The following is a 23,477-nucleotide window of genomic DNA, read 5'->3' on the forward strand; positions in this document are numbered from 1 at the left end:
GAACACGTCAACCAGCAGTCGGTTTTGTGGTTCAAAAATTGAAAATAGGTAGCAAAAAATCCTGAATTTGTGGCATGAGAATTCAGGATTTTTTATTACTAATTTTCTATTATATTTATTTGTAGAACATTATTTATTGGTCAATAACTGAGAAACCAGTTTTATTTAATTTATCGATAAGCTCCTGTTTATAATTAGAAATTGAAGTCTCGCTGATAAATATTGTTAAATTACGGCGAGATCTAGAACAGCCAACATAAAATAAACGATATGCACTCAGTGAACCATAAACTACACTTTCTTTGAAACATTTGATTACTCGAGTTTTATTTGGTCTTGAGAGGTAATCGGTATAATCTTTTTCACATAATAGTTGAAAGTATTGATTATCAGAATAATGTGAAAGTAAAGAGTTAACACGAGATACTAAATAATCCATCTTTTCGGCATGTAGTTCTGGAGTGATATCAGATATCTGGAAACCTAATTCGGTATTAGTTTCATTAATCCACTTGCAGTATTCATAATAAAAGGATTCGAATGTAGTAAGTGAAATATCATTAGTGCTCCAGAGCTCAAAAAATTTGTACATATGTACAACAGGTATTCTATTACTATTCTCTGCGATGAAAAAGACGGTATCGTGACTTTCACCTTTAACACCATGCTGTGTTGAAATATTAGGGCTTTTTAAATAATTTAGGATAGCTTTGAACTCAGAGAATTTTACATCTAAAACATTGGAGTATTCTATTTCATAATCAGGATCAAGGTAATCTGTTCTAATAAGATTGCTTTCTAGTAAGCATGATAGTATGGTTTCTAGTTTGTTTGTTACATCGTTGCTTAGGTACTGGGTAATAACTTTCTCTAGAATAGTTGAAAGTCTTTTTTTGTCATCGTGAGACTTAAACTCATATATCTTTGCATTAAAGATTCTGTGGTTTTGTTTGAATAATTGAAGTATTTTGCCCAAGTTGTGATGATTGTAATAATCTGAGATTTCTGCAATGATAAAGAATACTCTTAAAATTGGATCAGGATTCTCATTTGAAAAATCTGTAAGAATATCAGAGGCGCTATATTTTTGAACATGAGAATACCTTTCCAAACGGTTAAGTGTGCGATATAAGTTCCCACACCCAATAGAATCGAATTTTTTTTGATTTAAAAGATATAAACAAAGAGCATTTGGGAAACAATTAAGCTCCTGATTAATCGCTTTCTCGATATCGTTACAAATTATTACTCTAGGATTGTGGTCTGGTTTGATATCGATATTTTTACTTGAAGGTACTTGTACAAATGAAGGGTCGTTGTACAGTTTATTAAGAATATCAATAACTTCAGATATCGAACGGTGATTAGTTGTAAGGGAGATAGTGGTATTTAAACTTGATAATTGTTTTTCAAATGTACCATCATAATTTTTATATATTTGTTGCATTTTATCACCTAATAAGTATAGTTTAGATGGCGTATTTAAAGTCGCGTTATAAAAGATCTTTAGTATATCAGCAGATGCATCTTGATATTCATCTATAAAAATAGCCTGAAATTTCTGTGATAAACGTTTTTTTATTACAGTGAAATTATCAAATATCACTTTTGAAAATACAATTAAATCATCATGTGAAAGCCCGCCGTAATATAAGGAGTTGAATGCTGTTTCATTATATGATAATGACGTGATATTGCTTTTTAGCGTGTCATAATCCAAAGAACCATATTTTTCAATGTACTTTTGATTACTATTATTGATATGGTCTTCATTTTCAATATTTTCAATGCGTTTTTTTATTTTATTACTATAGAATTTAAAATAGAGTTTTAAAATATCCTGATGACTAAAATAGACACCAATAAAATCGTTTAAAAAGGAGTGAATGGTTGATATGTGAATTTTAGGATTATTCAAATCTTTATTCAATTCTTCGGCAGCACGATTTGTGTAAGTTATACATAAAATATTATCTTCTGGGAATTCAATAGAGTGATTAGTGACCATAGAACGTATTTTATATGTTTTACCACTTCCAGCCGGTGCATTTACTAGAAAAATATTATCAACTATTGAATTAGCCAAAGTAATCCCTCCTCAATGTATTTTGGTAGAAGCTGTTCGGTATAATTATTAAGTATTACTGAATACATAAAATCTGTTTTCCCATTTGATGTATGTGCAACGATATCGCGTATACAATACCGAGCATTTTTTTGAGGGATTGTATATTTCAAATTATCATTAGATCTTAGTTTAACCCATGAGGATCTATTTTTGCTTGTGAATGCATTTACATTATAGTGTTTTGCTAACATTGCTTCTTCTAACGTTCTTGAATATCCATCATCTTTACCTTGATAGGCTAAGTAAGCATGTCCGTCTAGAATGACATTACCACCTAAGTAAGACCAATTATATAAGTCAGATACGTTCGGTTCAACATTATTGTGTGTATCCTTATAAAAATTTTTAAGAGTTGCATTTGTAGTAAATGAATTTTGTATTTGATTTTCAGTTTTTGCCAATTTGTCATAATCTAAATCTGTAATAATTAATGTTTTAACCTTAAGGAATTCAATAAGCTTCTTGTAATTATAAGCATAAGCACCGCCAACTTGAACAAATGCAACATAAAGCTGATTTAATTTTTTAAAGCAATCAAATGTTGCAATTTTTCGTATTAGCATTCTTTCGGTATCACCCTCATATAATATAACTCTATCTGCAAAAACTACTTCAGAGAAGCCTACTTCAAAGAACCAGTCATAAAAATTATCAATTATTGGATCATTTTTGATTTCATCCTTAAAATCATAAAAATCAAGTATATCGCTTTTAAAATTACTAAAAGAACGGCTTATTCTTAGATTCTTCATATCAGTTGCTCTGACTATTTCACTTGAATGAGTTGTTATTAGACCTTGAATTTTCTGCATTTGATAGTATTTTCTTAAGTATTTTCCAAAAACATTTTGCATTTGAGGATGCATATGAGATTCAGGTTCTTCAATAAAGAACATGTTAACCAGTAGGGAATTTATACTCAATTTATAATTCTCTAATTGTACTAGTATGTAAATCATATTGCTGTACCCAAGTCCCTGTGAAGATTCATTTAGGAAGTGATTATCAACAAGATACTTGGCGCTTGTAATTTGCATTATCAAGGTTCTGATAGCATCTTCAGAGACATCCATATTAAGTACCATGTTTCCAGTATTTCCACCATTAGTTTGAGCTATTGAACTAATAGCATCACTTAGTCCGTTAATAGAAGTCTCTTGAACAAGTGAAGTAATATTTTCTGCTTCTAGTCGTTGTAATATCTTATCTGGTAACTGTTCAATCAACGATTTCCATTCTTTATTATGACTTGTAAGGGTGATCATATCTTTGCTTAAAGTTTTGTGTTTATCTCCATTTTGATCATCCAGAGATCTGCCAGCACAGATATTATGAAAGTTAAATAGTTTTTTGAAGCTCTTTGTTTCGATTTCGTTGCGATTGCTAAATTGCTTATCCGTAAAAAAGCATTTATCAACTAAGCAAGAAACATATAACTTGAGAATACGTTCCTTGATGGAGTTTATTTTTAGAATATCAGAATCCGGATCTGTTAGCTGAGCAAAGCGTAATTTTAATTTGCCAAAATCATTTGCTAGAACCTTGCCAAAAATCGATGCGGTTGGTTCAAAACTATATTCGAAATAGAAAGAGTGATTTGTCGGATCAAAGTCCATAATATAATCAGCAAAATTTCTTATGTCGTCATTCTGAGGATCATAATCAATGGTAAATTTAACGTTTGTTAGTGGTAAAAGAATTGGCTCTGTTTCAGTTATAGAGTCAAGGCCAAAAATACTGTTTACTATATCGTGAATTACTTTTTCATTATCATGTATTTGAGTAAATGAATTTAAGAAGAGTGGATATACTTTATCTAGCCATTCTTTAGAATTTTCAACTGGAATATCTTCAACTCTTAAATTAGTTTTTGTGCTATTAATTATATGTTCCATCAATTCGATAATAGATGTTTTACCACTATTGTTTGCGCCTGCTAATAAAGTAATGTCTTCATCAAATGAAAGTGCAGTATTTAAGAATTTACGATAGTTGTTTACTTCAATTCGTTTTAATATCACTGTGTTACCTCCCATATCAACATTGATTTCTAATTCAATAATTAGATTCTTTCCCCATTCTTCTCAACAAAATACCCCTCAAACTCACAATCTAAAGCTTCGCCAATCGCTTCTAACTCATTCACAGAGAAGTTATCTCTTTTGAGTTTATTAGCCATGTTCTGATTTGTGGTACCGAGTCTTTTGCTAAGTTCTATTATCGTTACATTCTTTCTTTTAAGTAAAATACGGATCTTTTCACCCATCGTTAATTTCATTAATTATCACCTACCTAAGTTAAATAATACACCTATTAGTGAATATCTGCAATTGTATCATCGAATGATTCAATGAAAGTAATTCAAAATAAGCGAAAAAATAAGCGAAACCTTGATACAGTTAATCTAAAAGTGTATTATCACATTATAAAGTGAATATCAGAAAGGAGCATAAAAAATCATGAGTAAAATTATAGCTGTAGCATCCCAAAAAGGTGGGGTAGCCAAAAGTACAACTTGCAGGAATTTAGCAACAATCTTAGCAAAGGAGGGTTACAAGGTACTGGCAATCGATACGGATAACCAAGCCTCCATGACTGACTGCTTTGGTATTGTAAAACCTGAAACTTTGGATACGACACTGTACCATTTGATGATGGCTGTTATGAATGAAGATGATCTTCCGCCAAAAGAGAGTTACATACTAAATAGTGATGGTGTGGATGTTATTCCAAGTAGTATTGAAATGTCAGCCATTGAAATGAACTTGGTCAGTACTATGAGCAGAGAGTATGTTCTAAAAACAATCACAGAAAAGCTTAGACCAGATTATGATTTCATCATTGTAGATTCAGCACCATCTTTAGGCTTGATGACTTTAAATGTATTGGCTGCTTGTGATAGCGTATTGATTCCGGCAACACCGGAGTACCTATCTGTAAAAGGTTTGGAGTTATTACTTCAAACAATTATGAAGATAAAGCGCAGAATTAATCCAAGCATTACTTTTGAAGGTATTCTGCTAACCATGTTTGATGAAAGAACCAATCTATCCAAGAATATGATTGAAATGGTGGATGAAGCTTATGGTGAACATATCAAAGTGTTTGATATTAGGATACCTAAGTCAGTAAAAGTAGGTGAAGCCAATCTTCAAAGTAAATGTATTGTGGATTATATGCCAACAAATAAAGCTGCTATAGCGTATCAGGAACTAGTAAAGGAGTTGATTAGTAATGGATAAAACAAAAATGAAAAAAGTTGAAACCTTTGCCTCAATATTTGGTGAAGATCACAGTGAAGTGCCATCTGAAAAACAAGATGGCACAACCTCTTTAAAGCTGGATGATCTTATTCCTTTTAGAAATCACCCATTCAAGCTTTATGAAGGGGACCGGTTTAATGACATGGTGGAGAGCATTAAAAACTACGGTGTGATTGTTCCTATTGTAGTAAGAAAAGTGGATGATAAGTATGAAATATTATCTGGCCATAACAGAGTTAATGCGGCTAAAGAAGCTGGATTAACTGAAGTTCCAACAGTTATTAAAGAAGGACTTACAGAAGAAGAAGCAACACTCATAGTCACTGAAACAAATTTAATGCAACGATCTTTTTCAGATTTAGCTTACTCAGAAAGAGCCACGGTTATTGCTACTAGACATACAGCCATGAAGAAACAAGGTGTAAGAAATGATCTGCTAGATGAAATTGAAAAGCTATCGAAAGCTCCTGATTTGTCAGCTGATTCAACTTTTCGCCCAATGGGCGAAAAGTTAAGGTCTGATCAAAATATTGGTGAAGAATACGGTATTTCTCCAAGAAATATATCAAGATACTTACGTATTAACGAATTAAGTGCTCCATTAAAAGACTTAGTTGATGAAGGTAAAATTGCTATGCGAGCTGGGGTAGACCTCTCTTATCTATCACAGGAAAATCAAGAAATGGTGGAGGCCATTATTTCTGAAAACACATTTAAAGTGGATATGAAAAAGGCTGCTCTTTTGAGAAAGCATGAGAAAGAGGGTAACCTAAACTGGAATACAGCCCAAAAGATTATTAATGGAGATATGCTAAAAAGCACTGGTAAAGTGAAACCATTTAAGCTACAACCAACAATCATTTCAAAGTATTTTAATCCAAATGAAGATAAGAAGGCTATTGAAAAAACAATTGAAAAGGCTCTTGATTTTTACTTTAGCCAGATGAAAAACCAATCACATTACATTGAGGAGGGGGAGGAGATGATTGAATAGACTGACAGAAATCAAGGAAATTTATGACTACATCTTGAAGGAAATCATGCAAGATGAGCAGGCATGGAAATACTTTCTAACATTTCATGCAAAGATATATAAGCACAGCTTTAATAATGCCGTGCTCATATATGCCCAAAGACCTGAAGCTACATTAGTTGCTGATATGGAAATCTGGAACCGTCGCATTGGCAGGTGGATTAACAGAGGTGCTAAGAGTATTGCAGTCTTCGATGATCAAAGTGCTTATTTAAAACTAAAATACCTGTTTGATATTGAAGATACCCATGGCCAGCCACATACCATTCCAAAAGTGTGGAAATTGAATGAAACATTAGAATCACAACTATTAGAAAGTTTTAATGCAAACACCCTGTCAGAATGGATTGCAAGGCGGACCCATGAATCTGTCCTTGCTTATACCTCAGATATCCAGCAAGGTCTTGAAAAGGAATTGCCTAAGACCAAATTATCGGGACTTCCCGTTGAAGGCGTTTTAAGGCAGTTTATGCAGTCTCTTATGGATAGTGTAGAGTATATGACAGCCATTCGATCAGGCATTGAAGAACCTAAGCTAAGTAATCTAAATTCATTTAGTACAGTAACAGATTTTGATTCAAAGGCATTAACACTAAGATTAGGTTATCTGACAAGTACCATCTCAGAACATATTCTAAGAGAAATCGAAAGAGAAATTAAGACCATCAAAGAAGAAAAAAGGAGCGTGAATGTTAATGAAACCCATGGAACTCAGTTATCAGGAAGTACAAGGGATTTATCATCCTCAGATTCAAGTATCGAGGGAGGAAAGCTACGACAAGAAGCCGCTAGGGAAGTACGGGCAGATGGCGTTGAATTATCTGAAAGAGGAACACATCAATCGGTACAATTATCTAGTGACCGAAGGGACGTTGCTTCCAATGATGCATCAAGTGAACGAGGAAGCGTGGGAGAGGATGGAGAAACTTCAAGGCCAGATGCTACAAGAAGAACCCATTCAGGACCCGACCAACACTTATCAGACTTATCATCACAGAGAGATGATCAGAATGAGAGCGGAGGAGATCGTTCTTCAAGAAATCATCTTCAAGGAGAGATAGCAAAAGATTTAGAGCTGCCAGAGCGTAGCTCTTTTTTAATGGAACTAACAGATGATGAAATTATTGAAAAGGTAGTACTAAGAGGTTCTGGTTTTGAAGGTGGGAAACAGCGGATTGTAGATTTCTTCTCAGAAGAACATACTGCAAAAGAAAAAGCAGACTTTCTAAAAAATGAATATGGTACTGGCGGTAGTTCTGTTACATTCTCTGATGATTTAAGTGGTTTTGAAAACCACGACAGTAAAGGAATTACAATTGATATTTATAAAAGCGATAAAGAAATTCATTTGTCTTGGGCTAAAGTGGCTTCTGGTATTGATGCCTTAATTGATAACGGTAAATATTTTGAACCACGTTATAAAAATGATAATCCACCAACAAGAAAGACAGTGTATCAACCAACATTATTTGACTTAGGTTACGCTGAAAATGACATTAGGCATGAGAATTATAAAAAGTTAATGAAGGTTGCTCCTGGAATCTTAAACGGACGTTATCGGTATATGAAGCTAAAAGCGCCTGGCTTTATGGACCTTGTCATTGAAAGACTTTATGAGAATCGAATCTCTCTATCCCATTATTACGAGCAAAATGGAGATTTAATGAGTGATCCAGATATGGAACTCATAGTGGACCATAATCAAAAGACATTAACAGCAGCCACTTTTCAACAAGATAATATGGCAATCTATCATGTAGCGTATCAGGGTGATGAGTTGATTAATCTTGATTTAGAAGATGAGTTAAATGATTTTCTAAAAGATTGGTTATCAAATATTGCTAGGCAAGGTCACATTGTTTATAAGGCTTATTATTTAGAGGATATTGATGAAGAGAATCAAGAACCAATATTTGATGATAACGGTCATGAAATCATTATTGAAGCATCTTCAAAAACGGATGATTTATTGGACTTAGAAGATGAGGATCTCCATGAATATCCTTTAGAAGTGGGTATGGAAGTGGATATTGAGGGAAGGAAATTTCAGATCGAATCCATTGATTATGATAGCAATGCGGTATCTCTTATGGATTTAACTTTTGCAGGGCAAACGGGTTATCCAATTTTCAGAAAAGAAAGTGTTGATTTTATTTTGGATTTTCTCCCTGATGAGAAACCACTGACTGAAGAAGAAAAGTGGGGCATTGTATCCATTGGTCCAGTTAAAGATGAAAAGAAAAAGGAGGAACAATCTACAAAAATCAATTATCAATTTTCACCTGAAGATGAGATTGGTATTGGTGGGTTAAAAACAAAATTCAGAGCCAATGTTGAAACCATTAAAACGTTAAAAGTTATTGAGGCAGAAAATCGAATGGCAACAGATAAAGAACAATCCATCTTAGCCAGGTATGTAGGTTGGGGTGGTATGCCTGGGGCTTTTGATATAGGGGCAAGTGGCTGGAGCAATGAGTATGCTGAATTAAAGAAACTCTTGTCACAAGAAGAATACGATAGTGCAAAAGCCTCAACGCCCAATGCCCACTATACATCTTCAATTGTCATTCAAAGCATTTATCAGGCACTTGATCAGTTTGGTTTTAAAAAGGGGAACATCTTGGAACCTTCCTTAGGTGTTGGTAATTTCTTTTCCCACCTTCCTGACTCTATGAACAAGTCAAAACTCTTTGGGGTTGAACTGGATGATGTATCAGGTCGTATTGCAAGACAGCTCTATCAGAATGCACAGATTCAAATTAAAGGTTATGAAGAAACACAGTTTGAAGATAACTTTTTTGATGTAGCCATTGGCAATGTCCCTTTTGGTAATTATAAAGTATATGACAGACTTTATGATAAGCATAACTTCATGATCCATGACTATTTCTTAGCAAAAACATTAGATAAAGTACGTCCTGGTGGCATCATTGCCTTTGTTACCAGTAAGGGAACCATGGACAAAAAAGATCAAGCTGTCAGAAAGTATATTGCTGAAAGAGCAGAGCTGATAGGTGCAATACGATTACCCAATACAGCATTTAAGGAAAATGCTAATACCGATGTAACAGCAGATATTCTTTTTCTTAAAAAAAGAGAACGCAGGTCGGTGGAAATACCAACTTGGCTATCAGTTACAGAAAATGAAAATGGGGTCCCCGTCAATCAGTACTTCATTGACCATCCCCATATGATGCTTGGTGAAATGATATTTGATGAAAGAATGTTTGGTAGAGACAGTCGTTATACGACATGTGTAAATACAGATAGTAACTTTAATCTACAAGAAGCTCTAACAGAAGCAGTCTCTCATCTTCAAGCTGAAATCGGCTATTACGAGCAGGCAAAAAAAGAGGATAACAATGACATCCCTGCTGATCATAAGTATAAGAACTACTGTTATGCCTTTATAGATGACAAACTTTATTACCGTGAAAACTCTATGATGAGACGAATGGATTATACCGGTAAAACCCTTGAACGTATTCAAGGCATGATGGCGATTCGTGAAATAACAAGAGAAACCATTACACTTCAAATGGAAGGTTGTACTAAGGAAACGCTTGAAAAGGCTCAAGATCAATTAAATCAACTCTACGATACATTTGTGAAGAATCATGGTTATATTACTTCAAGACCAAATGCCAGTGCCTTCCGTGATGACAATGATTATCCACTTTTATGTTCTCTAGAAGTGGAGGATGAAGATCATCATGTCACAAAGGCAGACATGTTTACCAAAAGAACCATTAAGCCTTATGAATCCATAACAGATGTAGATTCTGCATTTGAAGCATTAACAGCTTCCTTAAATGAAAAAGGCATGGTGGATATTCCATTTATGGCTGAGCTTTATGATGAAGAACCTCAAGTCATCATTAAAGAGCTTGAACAAGACATTTATCTGAACCCTGAAAAGTATGATGAAAATGATGTTTTAAGAGGCTGGGAGACAGCTGATGAGTACCTCTCAGGTGATGTTAGGCAAAAACTTAAATTTGCCAAGGTCTTTGCGGATATGAATCCTGAACTCTTTTCTAAGAATGTCCCTGCCCTAGAAAAAGTACAACCCATTGATCTTGAAGCCAGTGATATTGATGTAAGGTTAGGAACCACTTGGATTGAACCAACAGATTATGAGCAGTTCATCTATGAGACCTTGAAAACACCGAGATATTATTACAATACTGGTGGAAGAAATGAAATCAAAGTGCACTACAACAATTACAATGCAAGCTTTGCAGTTGAGAACAAAGGATTAGATGGCTATTCAGTTTCAGCCAAAGAAACCTATGGTACATCTAGAATGAATGCTTACTACATCATTGAAGACAGCTTAAACCTTAGAAATTCTACGGTGAAGGATCGCGTTGAAGATGGTGATACAGTAAAATATATCATCAACAAAAAAGAGACCATGCTGGCGAGAGAAAAACAATCACTGCTAAAACAAGCCTTTAAAGAATGGCTATTTAAAGATCCAGAAAGACGTAAAAAGTATGTGAATTATTATAATCAGCACTATAACAATATCCGTCTGAGAGAATATGATGGCAGTTACTTAAAGTTCCCAGGCATGAATCCAGATATTAAATTAAGAGAACATCAAACAGCTGCCATTGCAAGAATTATCTATGGTGGCAGTACACTTCTAGCTCATTCAGTAGGTGCAGGTAAGACTTTTGAAATGGTTGCTAGCTGTATGGAACAAAAGAGACTGGGACTGATTAATAAAGCAGTGCTTGTTGTACCAAATCATTTAACACAGCATATCGGCAGTGAGTTCTTAAGGCTTTATCCATCGGCTAATATTCTTGTCACCACAAAGAAAGATTTTCAAAAATCAAATCGTAGACGTTTCGTCAGTCGTATTGCTACTGGTGCTTATGATGCTGTTATTATGGGACACTCCCAATTCGAAAAGATTCCTGTATCGAATGAACGACAGGAAGAAATGATTCATAGGCAGATCAATGATATCTCTGCTGCTATTGCTGATGCAAAAAAGAGTAATGGCGAAAATTGGAGTATCAAGCAGATGGAAAAACTTAAGCTATCATTAACAGCTGAAATTAAACGACTTCATGATAGCCCTAAAGATGATGTCATTAACTTTGAAGAACTTGGAATTGATTGTGTCTATGTAGATGAAGCCCATTATTTTAAGAATTGTGCTGTGTTTTCAAAGATAAGAAATGTTGCAGGAATCTCAAATACGAGAAGTAAGAAATCCATGGATATGCTCATGAAAACCCAGTATATCCAAGAAATCAATCATGGTCGTGGGGTAATCTTTGCTACGGGAACCCCCATCAGTAATAGTATGACCGAAATGTATGTGATGCAAAGGTATATTCAAAATAAGGAGCTTGAAGCAAGAGGCATCCATCACTTTGATGCATGGGCAGCACAGTTTGGAGAAGTTGTTTCAAGCCTTGAGTTAGCACCAGAAGGAACCGGCTATCGCTATAAAAGCAGATTTGCTAAATTCTCAAATTTACCGGAGCTGATGACGATTTTTAAAAACATGGCAGATGTAAAAACAGCCGATATGCTTAAATTACCTATTCCTAAGTTAAAAGGTGATAAGCATAAGTTGATTTCAGCTGAGTCCAGTGATTTTACAAAAGAGATTATGGAAAGCTTTGTAGAAAGGGCAAGTGATATTCGAAATGGTATGGTTGATCCAAGGATTGATAACATGCTTAAAATAATCAACGAAGCAAGACTTTTAGGCCTTGATCCTAGACTGCTTTATAATGAAGCACCAAATGAACCCGACAGCAAAGTCAATCAGTGCATTGATAAGGTCTTTGAAGAATATAAGGAGAGCCATGCTTTTAAAGGAACACAAATCATATTTTGTGATGTAGGAACGCCTAATACAGATGGGCGTTTTTCTGTTTATCCTTATATCAAGGAAGAATTAATAAAGAGAGGTATTCCAGAAAAAGAGGTTTGCTTTATACATGATGCCAACAGTGAAGCACAAAGAGAAACGCTATTTGCAGATATGCGTAGTGGTAATAAAAGAATTATCATTGGTTCAACTGCTAAGATGGGTACTGGAACTAATATTCAAGACCGATTAATTGCCCTTCATCATTTAGACTGCCCATGGAGACCAAGTGATCTGGAGCAGCGAGAAGGAAGAATCTTAAGACAAGGTAATCAAAATGAAGCTGTAAACATTTATAAATACGTGACAAAATCAACATTTGACAGTTATTTGTGGCAAATTGTTGAGAACAAACAGCGATTCATCAGTCAAATCATGACTAGTAAATCCGTAGCAAGAAATGCAGAGGATATTGATGAAACAGTACTATCATTTGCAGAAGTTAAAGCCCTAGCAACAGGCAATCCTTTAATTAAAGAAAAGATGGATATTGATAACGAAGTCAGCCGTTTAAGTCTTTTAAAGTCTGAATACAACAGCAGAAGGTATGCCATGGAGGATAATTTTACCTACAAATATCCTAAGCTGATTCAACAGGCAAAACAGCGCCTTGAAGGATTGATTAAGGACATCAGTAAGCGTGACATGAATCAAACAGAAGAGTTTCAAATCAATATTGATGGTAAGTTCTTTGACGAAAGGGAAAAAGCAGGAACATATTTTCAAGTGTTACTTTTAAGGATCGAACCAGATAAAGAAACTCATATAGGAACATTTAATGGCTTTGATCTCTTAATCCAAAAGAATAATTTCTTTGGTCAGTATAAGATGATTCTTCATGCAGAGCAAAAGTACGAAGTTGAATTTGGAGATAGTCCCCATGGTAATATGGTAAGGCTTGAAAACCTTTTGGAAGGTCTTGAAAAGCGCATTGAAAAAATAGAAAGCCAGATTGATGAGTATGAAAGAAACATGACCCAGTCCAAGGAAGAATGGGAGAAACCATTTATGTATGAGGAAGAGTTAGCACTGAAGCTAAAGCGACAGTTCGAGCTGAATGCTGAACTGGACATGGATAAAGGTGATGATGGTATCGCAGTGAGTGAAGAAGATTTTAATGAAGGAGTAATCATTGAAGATGACGAAGAAATGACAGTTTAGCAGGGGGCAACCCCTGCTTTTTAAATGGAAGGAGTTGAATTTAATGACTAGACAAATAATTCAAAATATCAAACAAGAAAACGTCATTGAGTTGATGTGTGAGGTTCTGGAGCTTTCGGAAAGCTCAGAAAAGAAAGTGACAAAAGCGGTAGAGAAATTAGGTATACAGGCATTCTTTACAAGTATTGATGCTTTGGAGGTTGAAGAAGTTGAAAAAGACAGAATTAAGGCACTTAAAGAAGTGATCGAAGCTAAAGCAAAATCATTAGAAGCATTGGAAGGGGGACAGTAATATGGCAACGAAAGCAAAATACTCAGATAGCTTTTTTCAAAGCTTAAATAAATTGACTGGTATTCCAATGAGCAAATTGAAAAGTTATGCAAAAGAAAACAATCCTTTTAATATATTAGAGCATCCAGGTGTTGTTGAACCTAATGACAGGCAACTTGAAAAACTCAATAAGCTAAATGAATTCATTGCTTCTTACAATGTGCTTAAGCTAGATCAGGAGAATGAAAAAATCACCTTTAAATCGCCTAATGATTCAGGGAAATACTTTGCATCTTTACTTGGTGGTGTGAAAGATAAGGAAAGATTCTTGGTTGCCTTTTTAGATAACAGCAACAGCATCATTGAGCTTAGAACAGTATCACAAGGAACTACCAACATGGCGGTCGTATACCCAAGAGATATTCTAAAAATGGCTCTTGCAAATGATTGCAGTAGCATCATGCTATCGCACAATCATCCCGGGGGCAGTTTAAAAGCTTCTAGTGAAGATATTGCTTTAACACAACGGATTGTCGATATCTTTAGACCTTTAGATATTAAAGTATTAGATCATATTATTGTAGGTGGTTATAGCTTTAGTTCTATGGCAGAAAATGGCGTGTTACCAAACGATAGAATGGATGTTGCAAATTACGAACCTATTAAATTATCAGCAGCTGAAGAAGAGCAGGTTGAATATACTTCAGTGGATGAAGAGATGGAATTGTAGGAGGGATTATTGATGAATCAAAATAGAACAGAACGTATTCGAGAAAATAACGCTGAAACCATTACATGGATACTTGGCACAAAAGGTGAGGCAAAGGAAAAGATTAAAAGCTATATTATGGAGCATGGCATTAAAGCTTTTTTACTACACCATAATCAACTTGAACTTGCCACAGAAGAACATGAGAAGATTGGTGTATTTAAACGAGTGATTAAAACCTTTGACGGAGATATCGAAACAATAAACTTTGGTGATATGGATGAGGGGTGTTAAGATTTGAAACGATTTACAGAAGCTGAAATAAATGAATCGAACAGTATCAATCTCATTGCATATGCTGAACAAATAGGACTTAATCTCAAGAAGGTGGGTAATTCCTATAAAGTCAAAGATTATGGAGGTCTTTACATCGATGCAACCGGTGCTAAATGGAATTGGTTTTCTAAAGATGCAGGCGGTGGTCCTATTCAGTTTGTTATGGAAATGGAAGATAAGAACTGGGTAGATGCAGTTTATACACTTCTTGGTACAGAAAAAAGTGATTTTACACCAAGACCTAAACCGATTGATGATGAAAAAGGACCATTTGTATTGCCGGATAAAAATGATACCTACAAACATGTCATTGCCTATCTCATACAGTCAAGAGGTATTGATAAGGAAGCTGTTTACGATTTTATCAGTCAGGACAAGCTATATGAAAATACTCATAGGAGCTGTGTCTTTGTAGGCTATGATGAAAAACATGAAGCCAAGTTCGCCAGTGTACGCAGTACCAATACGAGGGGGAATTCCTATCGGGGAGATGTAAAAAACTCTGATAAGGCATTTCCCTTTTCTTATGAGGGAAGCAGTACAACAGTATGTGTCTTTGAATCCCCCATTGATCTGATGAGTTATTTAACCTTGCTCCAATATCATGGAATTGAATCTTTTGAACATCATATGATTTCACTTGGAGGTGTAGCTGATCGAGCATTAGATTATTACTTAAAACTGCATCCAGAGATTAATAGAATTATGCTCTGCCTCGATAATGACGAAGCAGGGCATTTTGCTTGCCAGCAGTTTAATGAGAAATATCATGAGAACTATAAGCTGCTAAGGCATAGTCCAACAGGTAAGGATTTTAATGAAGATCTAATAACCATAAAAAGCAATCAACAGGAAAGTCGAGCAAGAGAGCTAGAAGCAAGTTATGAAACAGAGAGGGATATTGAAGAAGAAATGGAGCTTTGAAAGGAGGCAGCAAATGTATTTTTTAAATGAAGATCATGCTTATAATTTTCAAAATATGATTTTAAAAGACCGAACCCATCCAAGTGATTTAGAGAGAATGTCACTTTTTTATATCATTGGAGGGAATGAAGATTTATTTACAAAGTTTCGACATATCTATGACTTTAAGAATCATGAAATTAATCCAGAAATTCTAACAAATGGTCAAGTGGACTTGTGTTCTAGTAGTAAAGCCTTAGTTAGGCTTGCATATAATCTTTTTAACGGTTATGAAGATGAGTACACAACGCCAAGAGATTTGTTTTATAATCTGGATCGAAAGAATTATCTAGTCGCCAAAGGTGGAATCGATATGAGATTTAATGGAGATATTGAAAAACAAATTTCTGGAGAGTTGGATGAAGAGATGGATATTGAGTTCATATGAAATTAAAGAAGTTTACAATAGTTGATGAAATAATCTGATGTTTATGAGAAAATAGTATTAGCAGAATTAACCATAATAAAGGGGGCGATTGCAATAAAACTAGATATGAATCTAATCATGAAAAAATTAAAGTCTAAGCGACAGATTTTTCATTCAGAAGCTGATTTTCAGTTTGCTTTAGCTTGGGAAATACAGCGTGAGTATCCAGAAGTTGAGGTTCGTCTTGAATATGCTTATAAAATCGGTGATAAGCTTTATCATATTGATATATTGGTAATCAATGAGAATCAATACATTCCCATCGAGCTGAAGTATAAGACCTTGAAAAAGAGTGTCATATTTGAGTCAGAAGAAATTCATCTGAAAAATCATGGCGCTCAAGATCTTGGGAAATATGATTTGATTAAAGATGTAGTAAGAGTTGAAAATGTTCTTCAGGATCATGATAAGTTTGTAGATGGACATATCATTATGCTAACGAATGATCCAAGTTACTGGAAGAAGGACAGTAAAGAAAACACCTGTTGTGCTGATTTTAGCATTGCTGATGGTAGGGTTGTAACTGGAAACATGAAATGGGCTGAACATACAGGTGCAGGAACGATGAAAAATAGGGAAGAGACAATTATTATGAACGGAAGTTATAATCTTAACTGGTATGATTTTAGCAAGTTCGATGATAAAAGAAATGGTCAATTCAGATATTTATTGATTGATGTAGAGAGAAAAACCTTATTTTTCAATACCCCAAAGACCGAATAGGAAAGCTCTGCTTTCATGAGGGCAAGCTTCCACAATGTATGACATTGTGCTTGATGGGAGCTTCCCATACCCTATAAATACTTGGGACTGTGTCCCAAACCCTAAAATTAAAGAAATTAGTGTGTAAGTAATTTGAAAGGTGGAGATTATATCTTGATTAGAGCAGATTGGCATGATTTTAATAAGAAGAATAAAGATAGAACTAAGGCTTTTGAAGACATGTGTAGAGTTCTCTTTCTTCGGGATAGAAAAAAGACCGCATATGAATACGGTTATAACATAAATGAGGCGGGATTAGAGTTTCAGCCTGTTGAGGATAAAGATGAAAAGAAATGGTATGGGGCACAGTGTAAATTCTTTATAGGTGAAAGTAATGACACGAAATATCGTCAGATTAGAAAGTCATTAATAAAAGCAGTTAAGTATTTTAAAGGAAAACTAGATGTTATTTATATTTACACAAATGCTGAATTAAGCCATGTTTGCACTGATGAGGAGATACTTTCAGAGTCTGATACGCCAAGAATAGATATAGCGCGTATTGCTAAAAATAATAACATAGAGATCAAATGGTTACAAGCTGATAATATACTAGACATGGTTAAAGAATCCAGTAATCTAGATTTATATAAAATGTATTTTTCAGCTTCAAGAGAATGGGAGTTCATAAAAGATACTATTACAATTGATGATAATACCTTCTTGCAATCAAATGAATTTTTAAATTTAAGGTTTGCAAATGGAGGGTCTGTGGAAGACTTAATATTAAAGTTGACTAATGCTAAATTTGGATTAATATTAGGTGCAGCGGGAACTGGAAAATCAGTGGCAATGAAGAAAGTGTACAAGGACTTTTCTGATAAATTTAATACATTCTATTTTGAAAAAACTAAGAAGGATGAATGTGTTTGCATTCCAGTATTTATAAGATTAAGAGAGTGTATAAATGGTAATATTGAAAATCTGATTAGAGCAAGATTGACTGATTATGATTTATCGTATAGAAATGAAACAAATAAGTATTTTTATCTATTTGATGGTTTAGATGAAGTGCCGTTTTATGATGCTAGTAAGATACTCCAATCAATTAAGCAGCTATCAAAGCAAAATGAGGTAAAGGGGATAGTAATTTCATCAAGATCAGACTCAAGTAATCTTTCGTATTTTCGACAAGAATTTTCATGGAACGAATATATTTTCGAAAAACTAAATTTTAAAGATATAGAAAAGTACTTTGATTCAAAGAGTAATGATATAAAAAGGGAAAAATTGAATAATCTAGAAAATGGGAAACTGATAAGAGAAATAGATGATATATTCTCAGTTAATATCTTGTGGGAAAATATAGAAAATGTAGATTTTACAACTAGCAAAATAGAAATTATTGAATTGGCTATATTTTATTGGATAAGAACTTATTCAAAACTTATGGAACTTTCTTTGTTGCAACCTAAGCAAGAAAAAATATGTGAAATATGCCAAGAAATAGCTTTTCAAATGCAAAAGAACTTATCATATTCTGTTTCATTAGATGAAGTTCAAGAAATAATTAAGCAAAACTTTGGAGTGAAATCAGCTAGAGATACTAATATAATTGTTGAGGCTTTGGCAGATTTATTTTTTGAAGCAAGTTATTATGAAGGTGCAAAAACGAAGATGTCATTTAGACATAAGAGATTCCAAGAATTTTTTTTGTATCAAAAAATAGAAAAAGAGTATTATGATAGACCCCAAATATTAAGAGACTTAAAACTTTTTTCTAATCGTGATTTTATGGTAAATATTTTCTTAAGAACAAGTCTTGGAAGAGCAGAAACGAATAGAAACATCTATAAGTGTTTAGCGTTAAGGCTCTTAGAAAGTTATTTGGGTTCATATTATGTCTCAAATGAATACAAGGATGATTTGATTGGACGAAATAGATCGTATTTGTATTTAGAGCCACAGTATTCTCGTTCTGATTCTTTTATATATTTATTATCCACATATAAGGAACAAGAATTAGAATTTTTAGTAAGCAATGATAATTTGAATATTGGTGATTCTATAACTAAAGATAATTTTCCTGATTTTGTAGAGGTATATCATCGAACTAACGGAGTAGATATAAGCTTTTTTGCAAAACAAAAGTTTTCATTAGAAACGGTCAAAGTAAATCATAAAAATATTGGAAGACTTTGTTATTATCTATATAATATTAAAAATGAAAAGATAGATGATATTTATAAGAAGTTATTCAGTGAATCTAAGTTAAATGATAATAATGTAAAACATATGGATTTTGTTGCAAACGATTATAAACTAGAACATTCCTTTATTAGAACGGCTTTGGAATTTGAGTTGAAATATTTGTCTGAGTTAATTGAGACTATGGATATATTCATGTTGGAAGCATTGTCGTATAACTTAGTAGAACATCAATATATTAATATCTTGTTTGAAAAAACAGAGGAAGCTATTGAATTTAGAGAAAAATTTATCAGTAGAATTGAGGATAAGGATGAAAAGTATTACACTAATACATTAGCAATATACACTTTCCTAAGTGAAGAAGTTAAATATCGTGACAAACTGAAGGAAGCATTTAACGAGGCGAATCAAAGGAATTACCCAGCATGGTCAAGACACATTGAACTACATATACTTTTAGCAATTATACAAAAAGATGACTTTAGATACGAATTAAGCGAATTCGAGTTAGGGGTTGAGATTGCTAGAATCGCTTATAATAACTATCATGATACGAGTAAAATATTAATTGAGTGGTTGGAAGCAATTAAGCCATATAACTTTATCTATAATGGATGGTTAAGGTATTATCATTCTAATATGTTAGGGATTTTTATATCAAAGATTAGATTTGATTCTTTGCAGGTGAAAAAATTTCTGAGAGAACTCTTGAATTACGAGAGTGTTATATATATACAAACAGTGTTATTTACAATATATAAATTTAATAAGAGCCTATTTGAAAAAGTTGCAAGTAAAGGCTTATTAGATAAGATTCTAAAAGATACTTTAAGAGACAATATAGATGAATATGATAGTCAGAGCGAATCCATATTTCAATTAGCAGTTATGTATGATAATGTGGATATTGATAAGAAATATGAATTGTTGATTTATGGTATAGACAATAGTATGGTACGTCCAAATTACAGAGCAGAGCAATTAGTGAGTAGAGCGTTACCAGAGTGTTTGTATCTAGCTCATCAAAGTTTTTGGTATGATTCCGGTACAATGGAGAAGAAATGTCATCGATTATATAACATTTTAGAAACGATAAATAAGACCACAGACAATGCCGGTTCAATGGAATATCTTAAATGGGTTATAGAAAAAAGTAATATTGAGAGTGAATTTTTGCAACGATATCTATATAATGTATCTGCTTATTCTCCCTATAGTGATGGAGAAGTATTTGAGTATGATATGGATTGTATTAACATTGAGAATATAGAAGAGTTTTATGCTTGTAGGGTTAATGATGCTCCCTATGAATCTATTCAATTTTGGCGTGATTTAGTAGAAATAGAATACAGCTTAGATAGAAAGCTGCCTAAGTTATATGATACTTTTAGCAAAATGAATTATCCATCATACTTTGGTAATGAGTTTGTGCAATATTGTCATTTTCCTACCGCTGTTCTTTATGAAAAAGAAGAAACAAGAGAAGCAATAGTTCAGTACATCATTAATCAAGGTGGGACACATGGATTGTATAATATGATACGTGTATTTTTTATAATTGGAGAAATGAACGAAGGAATACATTATCTAGAGCATTTAATTAAATTTAGTGACTTATTGATTAGTAGTTCGAATTTTGTCTATGAGAAAGAGGATAATATTATTGAAGCTATTCGTGGTGAGTGGGATGTTGATGAGTCCCAAAACGAAGCAATATCTAATTTGAATCAGAATATTAAGATAAGTTGGAATGATTATGATGAAAGAGAAGCATTTCAAGAAGATTGGGCTACATGTCATCCAGATAAATCAGCCTATAGATACGATTACAAATTATTTGTTGATGGGAATATAAGGAGGCGTTTTAGTTTAGTGTGGGTGGATGGTTTTAGAGCGGTATTACCAATACCCAAATTGGGTACTAATATTGTTAAAAGAGAGGATTACTTGATAAGTAAAATATTCAATCGTAACTTAGAGGAATTAAATTCCTACATGAGAAGATCTGGTTTGATTGTTCAATAATTAGTGGGAGTAATCTTGTTATAATCTGATGAAATTTTAAGTTTACCAATAAATCATAAATTAGACGAAGAGATTTAGTACTTTTATTGGAACACACCGCGATAAAATAAAGTTTAGAAGTGCTATAAGTTACTGTTAATTCTGAAATTAGAATAAATGCAATTGTACGAAATCGAAGCTCAAGGTATTTAATTATACTTTGAGTTTTTTTATTGGATTTTAATGGGAAGAGGTGATGTTTTGAATAAAACAAGGCGAATCAATATAAGAGTTACAGAAAAAGAATATCAAAAGATTGTAGGTAAAGCGAAAAAAGCAAATCTTAGCATAAGCAGATACGTCTCCCTATCCGCACTGGACAAGGAGATTATTTTTTTTGATGACATTAAAGAAATGAATCATCAATTATCCAAAATCGGCAACAACTTAAACCAGTTAACCGTATTAGCCCATCAAGGAAAAATCAAGGAGGTTAATCTAACGAAGACCAGAGAAGCATTCACCGGTCTGTGGGATGAGTTATGCAAATTAGTGAAAGGGAAGAGGTGATGACAAATGAAATATCATATTTATCGTTATGGAAATGGTTGTGAGTGGAAAGACAATCTCCAGGAAGCAGCCAATTATTTTAATCAATTACCGGCAGATGGAAAGTATACAACCATAGGCATTACTGAGGGTTCTTATGCAGTGGATGTTGTAATTAAGGGACAATATGCTGAAGGTCAAGATTTTCTAATATCACAAGACATCAGGCAATCAAAACTTTTTGAAGAGAATCCTGAAAAGATAATTGGCGCACTATCTGATCTATATGAGGCTGTAGGTGTTAAATCTGAATTCAGTCAGAAGATGCTTGAGGATTTAAAGGATTTAGCCAATGAACTAGATCATGAATTAGATGAGATGTAGTGATTATGGCTGTTATTGAATTTATTAACGGGAAAAACAACACCTTATCAGCGCTTAACAGAGTCTTAAAATATATTATTAATCCCGCGAAAACAGATGAAAATCTTAAAGGTGGTCACAATTGTGAAGTAAATACGGCTTATAACGAGTTTTTCATGACGAAGTCGGAATACAGTAAATTAAAGGGTAGACAATACATTCATTTCACTCAGAGCTTTGCTCCTTATGATAAGGTGACACCGGAAATCGTCAAACAAATTGCGGATGAGCTGGTTCAAATGGAAACCTTTAAAGGTTTTCAAGTTGCTTATGCAGTCCATACAGATAGAGATCATCTTCACACCCATTTTATTGTAAACACTGTTAATAAAAAGACAGGACATAAGTGGAAACAAAGTGCAGAGCAGCTTCAAATGATGAAAGATTATTCTGATGAAATTTGCAAAAAATACGGATTGATTATTACCCAGGGTAAATCAGGCAGTCATGTGAATCGGGGTGAATACCGTTCTAAAGAAAAAGGTCATAGTTGGAAATATGAACTCTTTTTAGCAGTGAAAAAAATGAAATGGATTGCTAGAAGCAAAGAAGAGTTCATAGCCAATATGAAGGCATTAGGCTATCAAGTGGATTGGAGTGATACTAGAAAATATATTACTTTTACAAATGGGGAGGGCAAAAAATGCAGAAACAGAAAACTCTATCCACCAGAGCATTTTACCAAGGAAGCACTGTTAAAAGCTTTTGAATTAAACAGTCAAAGGATGGATGCTAAGCTTTCTCAAAGTAAAATGGAAATGCTTTTATCGGCAGTACAACTTGTCAAAATGGATGATCCATTAGATACCGGTAAGAATTATCCATTATCAATACTGGAAGGAGAAGCATTAAAAGAAAAAATTGAAGAATCAAAGAAAGGCAAAGGGCTCAACTGGGACAAAGAAAATGAAAACAGTATGTAAAAGAAAGGTGGACGATTGAATGACAAAATTAATAGAACTCTATAATCAACTAAAACCATTGAAAGCAGATGGATTAATAGAGGGCTATCGTAAAATTTTAGAACATGATGGACATGTTCTAGCTATGGGTAAAATGCAGGAAGGCTTCGAGTTTGTGACTTGGCGATATACCTATGATGGTAACTCCGTTACATTGGGGCATTATTTTACAAGTCTTGAAGCTGCAAAAGAAGATTTTGCTAAACGATCAGGACTCATTAATGCTGATCGGATGTTTGGTGAAACAGATTTAAAATTAATCCATTCAAGCCTAGTGAACTATGTGGGGCTTAATGGCAATTTGAATTATAAGGATGAAAAAGCCATCGGTTCGATTCTTGAAAAAATTGAATTGCTTGTGCCAGAGATTCTACGCCATGAGAAGCTAGAAGATCTTGAAATGGTTGCTGATGACGGGATAGAACTGTGAGGTGAT

General features: G+C 33.8%; 18 protein-coding genes. 15 read left to right on the forward strand and 3 right to left on the reverse strand.

Annotated elements, in window-relative coordinates:
* Positions 1 to 133: 133 nt before the first annotated feature.
* From JR334_11790 to JR334_11800, 3 genes are read right to left on the reverse strand one after another with little or no spacing between them, the layout of a single operon-like run.
* Positions 134 to 2,086, reverse strand: coding sequence for an ATP-dependent helicase (locus JR334_11790; protein ID QRN85611.1), 1,953 nt, complete (start codon positions 2,084 to 2,086; stop codon positions 134 to 136).
* Complete coding sequence (locus tag JR334_11795) at positions 2,071 to 4,149, reverse strand: AAA family ATPase (GenBank protein ID QRN85612.1); 2,079 nt, start codon at positions 4,147 to 4,149, stop codon at positions 2,071 to 2,073. Before JR334_11795 ends, JR334_11790 begins: the two co-directional genes overlap by 16 nt.
* A 41-nt stretch (positions 4,150 to 4,190) precedes the next feature.
* Positions 4,191 to 4,406, reverse strand: coding sequence for a helix-turn-helix domain-containing protein (locus tag JR334_11800; GenBank protein ID QRN85613.1), 216 nt, complete (start codon positions 4,404 to 4,406; stop codon positions 4,191 to 4,193).
* A 181-nt stretch (positions 4,407 to 4,587) separates the two neighbouring features.
* On the opposite strand from JR334_11800, the gene JR334_11805 reads away from it, so the two are divergent.
* The 15 genes from JR334_11805 to JR334_11875 all read left to right on the forward strand — a co-directional run bounded on the left by JR334_11805 (position 4,588) and on the right by JR334_11875 (position 23,471).
* Complete coding sequence (locus JR334_11805) at positions 4,588 to 5,370, forward strand: ParA family protein (protein ID QRN85614.1); 783 nt, start codon at positions 4,588 to 4,590, stop codon at positions 5,368 to 5,370.
* Between the two features lie 7 nt (positions 5,371 to 5,377).
* Entirely contained in the window at positions 5,378 to 6,385 is a 1,008-nt protein-coding gene (locus JR334_11810) for a ParB N-terminal domain-containing protein (GenBank protein QRN86929.1), read from the forward strand.
* 728 nt (positions 6,386 to 7,113) lie between these two features.
* Entirely contained in the window at positions 7,114 to 7,485 is a 372-nt protein-coding gene (locus tag JR334_11815) for a TnpV protein (GenBank protein ID QRN85615.1), read from the forward strand.
* 38 nt (positions 7,486 to 7,523) lie between these two features.
* On the forward strand, positions 7,524 to 13,484 hold the full coding sequence (locus tag JR334_11820) for a DEAD/DEAH box helicase family protein (protein QRN85616.1): 5,961 nt from the start codon (positions 7,524 to 7,526) through the stop codon (positions 13,482 to 13,484).
* Positions 13,485 to 13,527: 43 nt separating this feature from the next.
* Positions 13,528 to 13,776 carry a hypothetical protein gene (locus tag JR334_11825; GenBank protein ID QRN85617.1) on the forward strand — a complete coding sequence of 83 codons (249 nt, stop codon included), beginning with the start codon at positions 13,528 to 13,530 and terminating at the stop codon, positions 13,774 to 13,776.
* A gap of 1 nt (position 13,777) precedes the next feature.
* Positions 13,778 to 14,485 carry a JAB domain-containing protein gene (locus JR334_11830; GenBank protein QRN85618.1) on the forward strand — a complete coding sequence of 236 codons (708 nt, stop codon included), beginning with the start codon at positions 13,778 to 13,780 and terminating at the stop codon, positions 14,483 to 14,485.
* 12 nt (positions 14,486 to 14,497) lie between these two features.
* Positions 14,498 to 14,758: a hypothetical protein gene (locus JR334_11835; protein ID QRN85619.1), complete on the forward strand. Its 261-nt coding sequence runs from the start codon at positions 14,498 to 14,500 to the stop codon at positions 14,756 to 14,758.
* A gap of 3 nt (positions 14,759 to 14,761) precedes the next feature.
* Complete coding sequence (locus JR334_11840) at positions 14,762 to 15,724, forward strand: toprim domain-containing protein (protein ID QRN85620.1); 963 nt, start codon at positions 14,762 to 14,764, stop codon at positions 15,722 to 15,724.
* Positions 15,725 to 15,737: 13 nt separating this feature from the next.
* Complete coding sequence (locus tag JR334_11845; protein ID QRN85621.1) at positions 15,738 to 16,151, forward strand: hypothetical protein; 414 nt, start codon at positions 15,738 to 15,740, stop codon at positions 16,149 to 16,151.
* A 117-nt stretch (positions 16,152 to 16,268) separates the two neighbouring features.
* Positions 16,269 to 16,913, forward strand: a complete 645-nt coding sequence (locus JR334_11850) for a hypothetical protein (protein QRN85622.1) — start codon at positions 16,269 to 16,271, stop codon at positions 16,911 to 16,913.
* A 153-nt stretch (positions 16,914 to 17,066) separates the two neighbouring features.
* A complete protein-coding gene (locus tag JR334_11855) occupies positions 17,067 to 21,128 on the forward strand; it encodes a hypothetical protein (protein QRN85623.1) in 4,062 nt (1,353 codons plus the stop codon).
* Between the two features lie 222 nt (positions 21,129 to 21,350).
* Entirely contained in the window at positions 21,351 to 21,677 is a 327-nt protein-coding gene (locus JR334_11860; GenBank protein QRN85624.1) for a MobC family plasmid mobilization relaxosome protein, read from the forward strand.
* Between the two features lie 6 nt (positions 21,678 to 21,683).
* Entirely contained in the window at positions 21,684 to 22,040 is a 357-nt protein-coding gene (locus JR334_11865; protein QRN85625.1) for a hypothetical protein, read from the forward strand.
* A gap of 5 nt (positions 22,041 to 22,045) precedes the next feature.
* The gene (locus JR334_11870; protein ID QRN85626.1) at positions 22,046 to 23,002 is read left to right on the forward strand and encodes a relaxase/mobilization nuclease domain-containing protein; all 957 of its coding nucleotides are present in this window, start codon (positions 22,046 to 22,048) and stop codon (positions 23,000 to 23,002) included.
* A 19-nt stretch (positions 23,003 to 23,021) separates the two neighbouring features.
* The gene (locus JR334_11875; GenBank protein ID QRN85627.1) at positions 23,022 to 23,471 is read left to right on the forward strand and encodes a hypothetical protein; all 450 of its coding nucleotides are present in this window, start codon (positions 23,022 to 23,024) and stop codon (positions 23,469 to 23,471) included.
* Positions 23,472 to 23,477 lie beyond the last annotated feature (6 nt).

It is taken from the genome of Clostridia bacterium (genome assembly GCA_016887505.1).
Classification (GTDB): domain Bacteria; phylum Bacillota; class TC1; order TC1; family UBA5767; genus UBA5767.